The sequence below is a fragment of the Burkholderia sp. AcTa6-5 genome (assembly GCF_017815075.1).
Classification (GTDB): domain Bacteria; phylum Pseudomonadota; class Gammaproteobacteria; order Burkholderiales; family Burkholderiaceae; genus Burkholderia; species Burkholderia sola.
The window spans coordinates 59,187-71,560 of sequence record NZ_JAGIQE010000012.1 but is presented as its reverse complement, the minus strand read 5'-3'; the positions used below and the strand labels follow the sequence as shown (position 1 = coordinate 71,560).

General features: G+C 68.7%; 12 protein-coding genes and 1 tRNA gene. All 13 read right to left on the bottom strand.

The features are described 5' to 3' along the window. Window positions 1-38: 38 nt before the first annotated feature. The 13 genes from J8I33_RS17660 to fmt all read right to left on the bottom strand — a co-directional run bounded on the left by J8I33_RS17660 (window position 39) and on the right by fmt (window position 12,341). Window positions 39-794: a tetratricopeptide repeat protein gene (locus tag J8I33_RS17660; RefSeq protein ID WP_209938398.1), complete on the bottom strand. Its 756-nt coding sequence runs from the start codon at window positions 792-794 to the stop codon at window positions 39-41. Then, complete coding sequence (locus J8I33_RS17655) at window positions 791-1,576, bottom strand: aldolase/citrate lyase family protein (RefSeq protein ID WP_209938396.1); 786 nt, start codon at window positions 1,574-1,576, stop codon at window positions 791-793. Before J8I33_RS17655 ends, J8I33_RS17660 begins: the two co-directional genes overlap by 4 nt. Before the next feature lie 333 nt (window positions 1,577-1,909). Then, the gene (gene queD / locus J8I33_RS17650) at window positions 1,910-2,362 is read right to left on the bottom strand and encodes a 6-carboxytetrahydropterin synthase QueD (RefSeq protein ID WP_050011127.1); all 453 of its coding nucleotides are present in this window, start codon (window positions 2,360-2,362) and stop codon (window positions 1,910-1,912) included. 18 nt (window positions 2,363-2,380) lie between these two features. Next, window positions 2,381-3,013 carry a 7-carboxy-7-deazaguanine synthase gene (gene queE / locus J8I33_RS17645; protein WP_050011126.1) on the bottom strand — a complete coding sequence of 211 codons (633 nt, stop codon included), beginning with the start codon at window positions 3,011-3,013 and terminating at the stop codon, window positions 2,381-2,383. Window positions 3,014-3,089: 76 nt separating this feature from the next. Then, a complete protein-coding gene (gene queC, locus J8I33_RS17640) occupies window positions 3,090-3,824 on the bottom strand; it encodes a 7-cyano-7-deazaguanine synthase QueC (RefSeq protein WP_050011125.1) in 735 nt (244 codons plus the stop codon). A gap of 350 nt (window positions 3,825-4,174) precedes the next feature. Next, window positions 4,175-4,250 (bottom strand) — tRNA-Phe (locus J8I33_RS17635). 60 nt (window positions 4,251-4,310) lie between these two features. After that, window positions 4,311-5,012 (bottom strand): response regulator transcription factor EsaR, encoded by a 702-nt coding sequence (esaR, locus tag J8I33_RS17630; protein ID WP_006495385.1) that lies wholly within the window; start codon window positions 5,010-5,012, stop codon window positions 4,311-4,313. Beyond that, entirely contained in the window at window positions 5,013-7,427 is a 2,415-nt protein-coding gene (gene esaS / locus J8I33_RS17625; protein WP_124556227.1) for a sensor histidine kinase EsaS, read from the bottom strand. It abuts the gene before it with no gap. Continuing rightward, complete coding sequence (locus J8I33_RS17620; protein ID WP_006477467.1) at window positions 7,417-8,007, bottom strand: DUF4390 domain-containing protein; 591 nt, start codon at window positions 8,005-8,007, stop codon at window positions 7,417-7,419. Before J8I33_RS17620 ends, esaS begins: the two co-directional genes overlap by 11 nt. Next, window positions 8,004-9,395, bottom strand: coding sequence for a 16S rRNA (cytosine(967)-C(5))-methyltransferase RsmB (rsmB, locus tag J8I33_RS17615; RefSeq protein WP_089488947.1), 1,392 nt, complete (start codon window positions 9,393-9,395; stop codon window positions 8,004-8,006). Before rsmB ends, J8I33_RS17620 begins: the two co-directional genes overlap by 4 nt. Window positions 9,396-9,628: 233 nt before the next feature. Further along, the gene (gene htpX, locus J8I33_RS17610) at window positions 9,629-10,486 is read right to left on the bottom strand and encodes a zinc metalloprotease HtpX (RefSeq protein WP_011546484.1); all 858 of its coding nucleotides are present in this window, start codon (window positions 10,484-10,486) and stop codon (window positions 9,629-9,631) included. Between the two features lie 100 nt (window positions 10,487-10,586). Next, window positions 10,587-11,228 carry a LysE family translocator gene (locus tag J8I33_RS17605; RefSeq protein ID WP_124556226.1) on the bottom strand — a complete coding sequence of 214 codons (642 nt, stop codon included), beginning with the start codon at window positions 11,226-11,228 and terminating at the stop codon, window positions 10,587-10,589. A 120-nt stretch (window positions 11,229-11,348) separates the two neighbouring features. Further along, a complete protein-coding gene (gene fmt, locus J8I33_RS17600; RefSeq protein WP_124631139.1) occupies window positions 11,349-12,341 on the bottom strand; it encodes a methionyl-tRNA formyltransferase in 993 nt (330 codons plus the stop codon). Window positions 12,342-12,374 lie beyond the last annotated feature (33 nt).

Here is a 12,374-nt window from a genome sequence, read left to right as displayed (position 1 = left end):
ACGGCGCCCCGGCGCCGTTTTTCATTGGGCCAGGCCGCTTACTGCGGCGGCGCGTACGGCTTGCCTGGCTGCACCGCGCCGGCGCCCGATGCCGGCGTCGGCGCCTTCAGCCGCGCGCTCAACTCCTTGAATTTCAGCCCGGCCGTCTCGTCGCCCTGCGCGGCGGCCGCCGCGTAATACGCGCGCGCGATGTTCAGGTTCTGCGCGACGCCGTCGCCGCCGCGCTCGTAGAACGACGCGGTCACGTACTGCGCGACGGGATCGCCGGCGTCGGCGGCCTGCTTGTACCACGTGAACGCCTGCCGGTTGTCGCGCGGCGTACCGCGCCCGTCGAGGAACTGGTTTGCGAGCGACAGCTCGGCCTGCACATGCCCCTGCTTCGCGGCCCGCAGGAACCAGCGATGCGCTTCGGCCGGGTTGCGCGCGACGAACTCGCCGTCGTCGAACATCCGGCCGTACACGTACTGCGCGTGCGACATGTTCGCGTCCGCCGCGCGCTTGAGCCAGCGCACCCCTTCGTCGATGTTCGCCGTCACGCCTTCGCCCGTCAGCAGCATCATCGCGTAGTTGAACTGCGCGAGGCGATCGCCGCGCTCGGCCGCATCGTGGAACTGCACAAGCGCCGCGCGATAGTCGCCGGCGTTGTAGTCGGCGACCGCCGATTGCGTCTCGCGCGCCGGATCGGGCTTCGCTTGCGACACGCCCTGCGCGGCGGCCGCCGTCCACACGGCCCACAGCCCGACCATCGCCCCGATCCGCACCCGCCTGCGGCCCGCAGCGTCTGCTCCGTTCATGACCGTACCTCCTGCAACGCCTGCCGCGTCGCGCGCAACAGCCAGCTCACGTCGGCCGATACGGTGATCATCCGGTATCCGGCGTCGCGATACTGGCGCGCGGCCGCCGTATCGCCGGCGAAGATGCCGACCGCGACGCCCGCCTGCTTGCCGGCCGCGAGCACGCGCGCCATCGCGGTTTCGACGTCCGGGTGGCGGATATCGCCGAGATGCCCGAGGCTCGCCGCGAGATCGGCCGGGCCGACGAACAGGCAATCGACGCCGGGCGTCGCCGCGATCCGCTCGACTTCGTCGACGCCGCGCGCCGATTCGACCTGCACGACCACCGCGACTTGCGCATTCGCCGTCTGCAGGTAGTCGCGGCGCATGCCGAATGCCGCCGCGCGCACCATGCCGGCCACGCCGCGCCGCCCGTCCGGCGATTCCGGCGACGGGAAGCGCGTGAGCCGCACCGCGTGCGCGGCGTCGTCGGGCGACTCGATACACGGGAACATCAGCGTGCGCGCGCCGGCGTCGAGCGCGCGCTTCACGAGCCACGGCTCGCGCGCCGGCACGCGCACGACCGGCTCGCTCGGCAGGTGCGCCGCGGCGATCGCGCGCAGTTGCGATGCCACGTCGCGACTGTCGTTCGGCGCATGCTCCATGTCGATGCAGAGCCAGTCGTAACCGGCATGCGCGAGCGCTTCCGCGGCCGAGTCGCTGCCGAGCGACAGCCACAGGCCGTACAGCGGCTCGTCACCGTCGCGCAGGCGTTGTTTGAGGGAATTGGTGAGCGTGCTCATCGATACGGCCTCCGGAACGGAACGGCAATCGAACGGGACAAGCAACAGGCGAAGCGAAACGCGCACCGCCCAAGCAATCGAAGCATGGCGGCGGCCGCAGACCGCGCGCCGCAGAACGTGAGTCGGACCGGGACGGCCGATCTGACAGCGCGGGCCGCGCGATCGCCCACGCGCGCGTTTTTCGGTGCCGCACGACGATCATAGCGCGGCGGGGTGCTCGATGCGGGAACAGACGGGGGAAGCCGTACCGGCGCGGGACGGCGGGAGGCGACACCGCCAGGCGCGGTGACGGGCAGCCCGCGCCGGACGGCGGGGCTGCCGGTGCAGGCAGGATCAGCGGCCGGACTGGCGCTCGACGTCGGCCCAGCAGTTCGGCGTTTCGTACAAGCGCACGCGCTCGAGGCGCAGGTTCACGCCGTAGTGCGCGTCGTACACGTTCGCGAGGCGGTCGAACGCGATCGCCGCGAGGTTCTCGACGGTCGGGATCCGGTCGATCACGACGGTCTTGTGGTCGGCCATCTGCTCGAGGAACGAGCGCACGACGTCGTCGCGCGCATAGACCAGGAACGCGTGGTCCCACTTGCTGACGAGGTGCTCCATCGCGAGCGCCTTCACGTCGGCGAAATCCATCACCATGCCGCGGTCGGGCGCGCCCTCGGTATCGACGAGATCGCCGCGCAGCGTGATTTCGAGCACGTAGCGATGGCCGTGCAGGTTCCTGCACTGGCTGCGGTGATCGGGAATGCGGTGGCCCGCGTCGAATTCGAGTTTTCGGGTAATCAGCACGATGTCAAAGGCCGTGGCTCAGGGAATGTTCAGATATTTGTGGGTCTGCATCGACAGCCGCCACTGCGGATGACGCTTGCACCAGTCGATCGCGAGCTTCGTGTTGAGGTCGCGCGACGGGCCGTCCATCGGCTGCACGAGAAAATACTCGAAATCGAGCTTCGCGTAGTCGGCGAGCCGCTGGTTGTCCTGCGGCACGACGACCTTCAGTTCGTTGCCCTTCGTGACGACGAGCGGCGCATCGGCCTTCGGGCTCACGCAGATCCAGTCGATCGTGTCGAGCACCGGCAGCGAACCATTGGTCTCGATCGCGATCTCGAAGCCGGCCGCATGCAGCGCGTCGACGAGCGGCTGGTCGAGCTGCAGCATCGGCTCGCCGCCCGTGCAGACGACGAAGCGGTGCGCTTCGCCGTCCGGCCACAGGCCGGCGATCGTCGCCACGAGCGCGGCGGCATCCTTGAACTTGCCGCCGTTCTCGCCGTCGGTGCCGACGAAATCCGTATCGCAGAAGCGGCACACGGCCTCCGCACGATCCTCTTCGCGGCCCGACCACAGGTTGCAGCCGGCGAACCGGCAGAACACGGCCGGCCGGCCCGCATTCGCGCCCTCGCCCTGCAACGTGTAGAAAATTTCCTTGACCGCGTAAGTCATCGTGCTTCGTCCGGCTCGCGCCGCTCGTTGTCGATCAGAATCCGTTGTCCATCAAGCGCTGCCCGCGCGAGCCGCGTCACAGCGGCGCTTCGGTCACCCGCTCGCCCTTCAGGTAGGCCTCGTAGCCGCGCTTGCGCAGCTTGCAGGCCGGGCATTCGCCGCAGCCGAAGCCCCAGTCGTGCAACTCCGCACGCTCGCCCACGTAGCACGTGTGCGTCTCGACGCGGATCAGTTCGACGAGCGCGTTGCCGCCGAGCTGTTCGGCGAGCTGCCAGGTCTGCGCCTTGTCGAGCCACATCAGCGGCGTCTCGAGCACGATGCGCGTATCCATCCCGAGATTCAGCGCGACCTGCAGCGCCTTCATCGTGTCGTCGCGGCAGTCCGGATAGCCGGAGAAATCGGTCTCGCACATCCCGCCGACCAGCACGCGCAGCCCGCGGCGATAGGCGATCGCCGCGGCGATCGTCATGAACATCAGGTTGCGGCCCGGCACGAACGTGTTCGGCAGGCCGTTGGCCGTCGTCTCGATCTCGATCGTGCGCGTCATCGCGGTATCGCTGATCGCGCCGAGCACCGACAGGTCGATCATGTGATCGTCGCCGAGCCGGTCCGACCACGCCGGAAACTTGCGCTTCAGCGCTTCGCGCACGCCTTCGCGGCACTCGAGTTCGACGCGATGACGCTGGCCGTAATCGAAGCCGAGCGTCTCGACCGTCTGGTAGCGCTCGAGGGCCCATGCCACGCACGTGGCGGAGTCCTGCCCGCCGGAAAACAACACGAGCGCGCCGTCTTTAGCGTCTGTCCGAATCACCGTGATACTCCGTGAATGTGTAGGCTCGCGTCGCACTGCGCCCCGAGGCCGGCTGCCACCGGGCGGCCGACGCGGCCGGCCTGCGCCGGCCCGACCAGTATAGGCAGCGCGGTTGGCCGCGAATGCGGCGGCGCGCTTATACCGCTCATCGCGCGGCATCGTGGCCGCGCGCCACGGCAGGTGCGCCGCGGGCAGCCTGCCATGCGCATGAAGCGATGCGCTAAGTCATTGAGCGGGCACGGATTTTATCATGCCCCGGCGAATGCTGCCGGGCCCGCCGCTCACGACGCGCGATATCCACCACAAACGAAAAACCCCAAGAACCTTCCGATTCTTGGGGTTTTAAATGCTGGTGGCCTGGGACGGAATCGAACCATCGACACGCGGATTTTCAATCCGCTGCTCTACCAACTGAGCTACCGGGCCAACGAAGAATGAAAGTATATCGAGCTATTCGGCCCCGAGCAAGTGCTTTCGCGAAATTTTTTACAGCGCGCCTTCCGACGGCTTCTTGCCGAGCTCGACGCCGAGTTGCTTCAGCTTGCGATACAGGTGCGTGCGCTCGAGGCCCGTCTTCTCCGCGACGCGCGTCATGCTGCCGTTCTCGCGCGCGAGGTGATATTCGAAGTACGCGCGCTCGAACGCATCGCGCGCCTCGCGCAACGGGATGTCGAACGGGATCGCGGCCGTCTGGCCCGCGAGGCCGAGCGCCGACGCCATGTCGTCGCCGAGCGTCGGCAGCGCCGCCGCGGACGCGACCGCCGCCGGCCCCGCGGCCTGCCCGCCGCCCGCCTTCGCCGCCGCGTTCGCGGACACCGGCGCTGCGCCGCGCGCAAGCCCGTGCTCGACCGACTTCAGCAGCTTCTGCAGCGCGATCGGTTTCTCGAGGAAATCGAGCGCGCCGATCTTCGTCGCCTCGACGGCCGTATCGATCGTCGCGTGCCCGGACATCATGATCACGGGCATCGTCAGCAGCCCCTGCGCCGCCCATTCCTTGAGCAGCGTGACGCCGTCGGTATCGGGCATCCAGATATCGAGCAGCACGAGATCGGGCGCCTGATTCAGCCGGTATTCCCGCGCGGCCTGCGCGTTCTCCGCCGCCTCGACGACATGTCCTTCATCGCTGAGGATCTCCGAGAGCAATTCCCGGATGCCCATTTCATCATCTACCACCAGGATGGTTGCCATTTACGCTGCCTTTGTCTGCTCACTTGCTTTTGTCTTGGCGGGAGTCGTCCCGTCCTGCGCACCGGGTTCGGCGCCTGGCGTATCGCTCGCCATCTGCAGGAACAGGATCGACACCTGCGCACCCTCGACGGTCTCGCCGTGCATGCGATTGCGCAGATCGATCCGCGCGCCGTGCTCGTCAACGATTTTCTTGACCGTGGCCAGCCCGAGCCCCGTGCCCTTCGCCTTCGTCGTCACGTAAGGCTCGAACGCGCGGGTCAGGATGCGTGCCGGAAAACCGGGCCCGTTGTCGGACACGGTCAGACGTACCGCGACGCGCGTTTTGCCCTCGGCGTCGGGGTCGCCATATTCTACTGTCTTGGTTTCGATCAACACACGCGGATGCGCGGACTCCGCAACCGAATCCTGCGCATTCTGCAGCAGGTTGTGAATCACCTGGCGCAATTGCGTCGCGTCGCCGCGAATCACCGGCAGCGACGGCGCGAGTTCGGCGACGATCGGGTTCTTGCCTTCGCCGACGCCGTACAGCCCGAGCACCTCGCTCGCCAGTTCGTTCAACTGCAGGTTCGCGAGCACCGCCGGCGGCGTGCGCGCGTATTCGCGGAAATCGTCGACCATCCGCTTCATCGCGGCCACCTGGTTCACGATCATCGTCGCGCCGCGCTTGAGCACGTCCGCGTCGGGCGGTGAGAGTTTGTCCGACAGCTTCATCTGCAGCCGCTCGGCCGACAGCTGGATCGGCGTCAGCGGATTCTTGATCTCGTGCGCGAGCCGCCGCGCGACCTCGCCCCACGCAACCGAACGCTGCGCGGAAATCACGTCGGAGATGTCGTCGAACACGACGACGTAGCCGGACGTCTGCGGATCGTCGGCCTGCCCCTCGACCGTCGACACGAGCCGCGTGCCGCGCACGAGCAGCGTCAGCGGATCGGTTTCGCCCGGCACCTCGATCGCGAACTGCTGCTGCCAGTGGCCGCGATCGCCGCTGCCGCCGTCGGACGCCGCCTCGCGATCGGCGAACGCCTTGCGCACCATCGCGCCGAACCCGGCGGCCACGCCGATCCGGTCGAGCGTCGTACCGATCAGCGAGTTGAACGGCTGCCGGAAGATCCGCTCGGCGCCGCGATTGGCCGTCGTCAGCCGGAACTGCCGGTCGAGCACGAACACGCCGGCCGTCAGGTTCGCGAGAATGCTCTCGAGATACGTCTTCGAATGCTCGAGCGCGATGCGGTTCTTCTCGACCGCGAGCCGCGCCTCCGACAACTGGCGCGTCATCGCGTTGAACGACTGCGTAAGGAAGCCGAGCTCGTCGCGCGTCTTGATCTCGCGCTTCGGCGTGTAGTCGCCTTCGGTGATCTCCTTCGTGCCCTGCGCGAGCAGGAACAGCGGCCGCGCGAGCTGCTGGCCGAGCGCGAGCGCGAGCATCATCGCGATGAAGGTCGCGAGAAACAGCGCGAGCGTCAGCGTGCCGATGTACATCTTGCGCAGGCCCGTGCGGCCGAGCGACTTTTCCTGGTACTCGCGGTACGCGCGCTGCACCGCGTCCGCATTGTGCGCGAGCCCGGGCGGCACCGGCTGCGTGAGCTGCAGGAACCGCTCCGCCGGCTGCAGCAGCGACGTCGTCGCATCGGGAATCGGCCGCACGACGCGCAGCCGCAGCGCGCCCTTCGCACCGTGCGCGCGCGGGTCGCCGTCGACTTCGCCCTCGATCGCCGCATACGCGCCGTGTTCGCGTGCCTGGCTCAGCATCAGCGGCGTCGGCAGGTCGTCCGGAATCAGCGCCGCGAAATTGCCCGACGCCTGCGCGACGATGTGCAGGTCGGGCGCGGCACCCGAGCCGCCGCGGCTCGGCTCGACGATCGTCGCGTCCTGCACGCCGAACTGGTCGCGCAGCCGCAGCAGCGTGAGCGTCGTGCCGTTCGTGTTCGCATCGACGCTCGCGAGCTGGTCGGACATCAGCCGCGCCTTCGTCTGCAGATCGGACAGCGACGCATCGAGCATCCCGCGGCCGAGGTTCAGGCCGGCCGTCAGCGCCGTCTCGACGTTCACGTCGAACCACGATTCGATACTGCGCGACACGAACTGGTACGACACGATGTAGATGATCCCGCCCGGCACCACACCGACGAGCGCGAAGAACACCGCGAGCTTCGCGAGCAGCCGCGTGCCGAACTTGCCCTTCCTCAGGCGCACGACGATCATCCCGATCAGCCCGAGCACCACGAGCAGGAACACGAGCGCGACGACGATGTTCGTCGCGTACAGCCACGAGTAGTAGCGGTCGAAGAATTCGGTGTTCGCGCTCGCGGCCGCGAGCAGCACGAGCAGCAGCAGCGCGGTCAGCGCGACCGTCGAGACGATCACGCGGATCAGGAGGCTCTTCCCGCTGGCCGCGCGGCGTACTTTATTTAGCACGTTCGGTCACCGTGAAGTTGAAGCGCTTCCAGTCCGACCCGAGCGTCCAGTCGCGGTTGTTCACGGCATCGACCTGGAACGGCTTCGGCATCAGCGCCGTATCGAGCTGCATGCGCACCGACGCCGTGTAGGTTTCGCCCGCGCGCACCTGGTTGCGGTCGATCACGTGCCACGACGTGATGTGCCGGACCACCGCGAGCGCATCCTTCAGCGACGGAAAGCCGAGCTGCAGGCCGCCCGTCGACACGCGGTACTCGCGCGTGAGCGGCTGGAACGACAGGCGGATCGTCTGCGTGACCGCCACCGGCTGCTCGTCGAACCAGTACCAGCGCGCGCGGCTCAGCTCGAAGTCGGTCGTGAAGTAAAGCGGGATGCCCTTGTTGACGGCATCCTCGAGGTTCGGATTCAGCTCGAAGTCGAACCGTGCGTCGAGGCTCCAGCCGCTTCCGTCGGACTGGAGCGACGCGCGCTGCACGGCGATCGATTCGGCATGCGCCGGCCGGACGACGGCCAGACACAGCGTCAACGCGACCAGCAAGACGGCCGCGAGCCGAAAGGGAAAAAGGTGTTTGATCGTCACCGTTTCTGAAACCGCGCGTAGAAAAATCCGTCGTGATCGGTGTTCTGGTCGAGTGCGCCGGCGGCCGCCCGTCCCTGCACGCCGCCCGGCAGCAGTTGGCCGGGGGCGTCCAATCGTACCGCATCTTCACAGGCCGCTTCAAACCAGCGGGCCTGCCCTTCGCCTTCCTCGGGGAAGATCGAGCAGGTCACGTAAAGCAGTTCGCCGCCCGGTTTCACGAGCGGCCACAGCGCGGACAGGATGCGCCGCTGCTCCGCGACCAGCGCCGGGATGTCGGCCTCGCGGCGCAGCCAGCGGATGTCGGGGTGCCGCCGCACGATGCCGGACGCCGAGCACGGCACGTCGGCCAGGATGCGATCGAACGGACGCCCGTCGTACCACGCGTCCGGCGCGCCGGCGTCGCCGACGCACACGTTCGCGGCGAGCGACAGGCGCACGAGATTCTCGCCGATCCGCGCGGCGCGCGTCGCGTCGCTTTCGAGCGCCACGACGTCCGCATCGGCGAGTTCGAGAATATGGCCCGTCTTGCCGCCGGGCGCCGCGCACGCATCGAGCACGCGCATGCCGTCGCGCGCGCCGAGCCATTCGGCCGCGAGCTGCGCGCCGGCGTCCTGCACCGACACCACGCCGTCGGCGAAGCCCGGAATGCGTTCGACCGGCAGCGCCGACGCGAGTCGCACCGCATGCCGGCCGATTGCGGTCGCTTCGATTCCATTCGCGCGCAGCGTGTCGAGATACGCGTCGACGCTCACGCGGCGCGCATTCACGCGCAGCGTCAGCGGCCCCTGACGCTCGCCGGCCGCGAGAATCGCCTGCCACGCGTCGGGCCATGCACGCTTCACCGCATCGACCCACCACGCGCGGTAGTTCCAGCGCGCGACCGGGTCGTCCTGCATCGCGGCGACGAGTGCGTCGCGCTCGCGCAGGAAACGGCGCAGCACCGCGTTGACCATCCCCTTCGCGAACGCGAATTCGCGCCGCGCGCCGATGACGGTGACGGCCTGGTCGACCACCGTGAACGCCGGGTACGCGGCCTCGTCCGCCGGGTCGAGCAGCAGCGCGAACGCACCGGCGAGCACCGCGTGCACGTGCGCGGGCGGCGCCTTGCTGACGAACTTGCCGATCAGCCAGTCCGCGCTGCCGAGGCGGCGCATCGTCCGATAGGCGACGTCCTGCGTCGCGCCGCGCGCGAGTGGCTGCGCACCGGATGGCATCTGCGCGAATACCGCCGACAATGCCGCCGGCAACGCGGTGCCGCGTCGCACCGCATCGACCGCCTGCGCGGCCGCGTCGAGCGCGAAGCCGAGCGAATCGGGCGCCAGGTGCAGCGCAGCCAGGCGCGCCGGGCGGCCGGAGGAAGTCGAAGCGGAAGAACGGGGTCGTGTCATCGGTGCGGAATCGGCAAACAAGCGCGGCAAACAGGCGCGAGCAATCGGGTGCGGCAAACGGCGGGATCGCAACCGCCAGTTGGCCCGGCGATCCCAAACCGCGCATTGTAGCGTGCGGCCATGCTGCCCCTTTGGCCCCTTTACGGCGCGCACAAATGAAACACCCCGCAGCGCGAAGCATGCGGGGTGGCGAAGCGACCCCGCGCGGCAACGGCCGCGCGGGTCGCCAAGCGTCACTCGAAGCGGCCGGTGCGCGCCATCTCCATCAGGCGCGCGATGCGCTCCTCGGTGGCCGGGTGCGTCGAGAACAGGTTCTGCAGACCGCCGCCGTGCAGCGGATTCATGATCATCATCTGCGCGGTGGCCGGATGCGCTTCGGCCGCCTGGAACGGGATGCCCGCCGCATAGCGATGGATCTTGTCGAGCGCGGTGGCGAGCGACTGCGGATCGCCGGAAATCTGCGCGCCGCCGCGGTCGGCCTCGAACTCGCGGGCCCGCGAAATCGCCATCTGGATGAGCGCGCCGGCGATCGGCGCGAGCAAGGCGACCGCGATACCGGCGATCGGGTTGGCCGGCCGGCCGTTCTCGTCGCGCCCGCCAAAGAACATCGCGAAGTTCGCGAGCGCCGAGATCGCGCCCGCCATCGTCGCGGTGATCGTCGAGATCAGGATGTCGCGGTGCTTCACGTGCGCGAGCTCGTGCGCCATCACGCCGCGCATCTCGCGCTCCGACAGCACGCGCAGGATGCCCGTCGTCGCGGCGACCGCCGCGTGCTCCGGGTTGCGGCCCGTCGCGAACGCGTTCGGCGCATCCTCGTTGATCAGGTAGACGCGCGGCATCGGCAGGTTCGCGCGCGTGGCCAGCTCGCGCACCATCCGGTAGAACTGCGGCGCCGTGTTCTCGTCGACTTCCTGCGCGTTGTACATGCGCAGCACCATCTTGTCCGAGAACCAGTACGAGAAGAAATTCATGCCGAGCGCGAACAGCAGCGCGATCGTCATGCCGCGCGAGCCGCCGATCATCCCGCCGATCACGATGAACAGGGCCGTGATCGCGGCCATCAGCATCGCCGTTTTGACCCAATTGAACATACCCACTCCTTATCCGTCAGGGGACCCGCCGCGCATCACAGCGCACGGCGGAAAATTGTAAGCGATTTGTTAGATAAGGTCTTGCCGGAAAAATTCAATCTCAGCGTTGCGAAGCGGCGAGACGAAGGCCGAGCCCGACGAAAGCGCTGCCGACCGTGCGGTCGAGCCACTTCCTGACGCCCGGCTTGCCGGAAAAGCGCTGCGTGACGCTGCCCGCCACCCACGCGACCACGCTCGTCCAGACCGTGCTCATCGCGACGAACACCGCGCCGAGGGTCAGGAACGCCCAGGCCTTGTGCGGGCTGTCGGCCGATACGAACTGCGGAAAGAACGACACGAAGAACAGCACGACCTTCGGATTCAGCACGTTGGTCCAGAAACCCTGCATGAACAGCTGGCGCAGCGGCTTGGCGGCCGCGGCCTGCGCGGCTTCGGCGCCCGACGGCGCGGCGGCCTGCTTCGCGATGATCATCCGCACGCCGAGATAAATCAGGTACGCGGCGCCGACCAGCTTGATCACCGTGAACGCGGTTGCCGACGCGGCCAGCAGCGCGGTCAGGCCGAACGCGCAGGCGAGCGCATGGACGCAGCAGCCGGCCGAAATGCCGAACGCCGACATCAGCCCCGCGCCGCGCCCCTGCGCGACGCTGCGGCCGACGATGTAGGCCGTATCGGGACCGGGCGTGATGTTCAGCAGGAAAACCGCGAACACGAAGAAGCCGAAATGGGTGATGCCGAACATGAAAACCTCGAAACCGGAGAGCGCAGGGAAATTCTACGCGCGCCTGCCGCCCCGCGCGACTCGGCCGTCCGGCCAGTTGCGCCGGGCCGGCGGACCGGGTCGAATGACGCTCAGGTCCTGTCAGTCCACGTCGGGCAGCGCAAACCGCTGGCCGGCGGCGAGCGGCGAACCGGCGAGGAATTCCCGCGCGGGCAGCCGCTTGCCGCCCGGCTTCTGCAGCTGGGTGACGCGCAGCGCGCCGCTACCGCATGCGACCACCACGCCTTCCGGCGCGGCTTCGACGATCGTGCCGGGCGCCGCGTCGGCAATCGTGGCCGGCGCAGCCACGGGCTCGGCCGCCCACAGCTTGATGGCCGCGCCGTCGAGCGTCGCGACGCCGCCCGGGAACGGATCGAACGCACGCACCTGACGCGCGAGCACGTCGGCCGGCTTGCGCCAGTCGAGCGCCGCTTCGTGCTTGCCGATCTTTTCCGCGTAGGTCACGCCGTCGGCCGGCTGCGGCGTCGCCGGCAGCGTGCCGTCGCGCTCGAGCCGCACGAGCGCATCGACGATCAGCCGCGCGCCGTCGGCGGCGAGCCGGTCGTGCAGCGTCGCGGTCGTATCGTCGGGCGCGATCGCGAGGCGCGCCTCCTCGATCATCGCGCCGGTGTCGAGGCCAACGTCCATCTGCATCAGCGTAACGCCCGTCTCGGCGTCGCCGGCCTCGATCGCACGATGGATCGGCGCGGCGCCGCGCCAGCGCGGCAGCAGCGACGCATGGATGTTGATGCAGCCGGCGCGCGGGATGTCGAGCACTTCCTGCGGCAGCAGCAGGCCGTACGCGGCCACCACCATCACGTCGTGCGGCGTCGTGCGCAGCAGCTCGATCGCGTCGGCCGCCTCCGCCGGGTACTTGCCCGCGCGGCGCAGCGACGGCGGCTGCGCGACGGTCATCCCGTGCTCGACGGCGTAGCGCTTCACCGCGCTCGCCTGGAGTTTCATCCCGCGCCCGGCCGGGCGATCGGGCTGGGTGAGCACGAGCGGCACCGGGAAACCGGCCTCGTGGATCGCGGCAAGAGCGGCCGCGGCGAATTCCGGCGTACCGGCAAAAATCACGCGCAACGTATGGGTCATGACAGCGTTCGGGGTCGGGCTGGGCGCACGCGC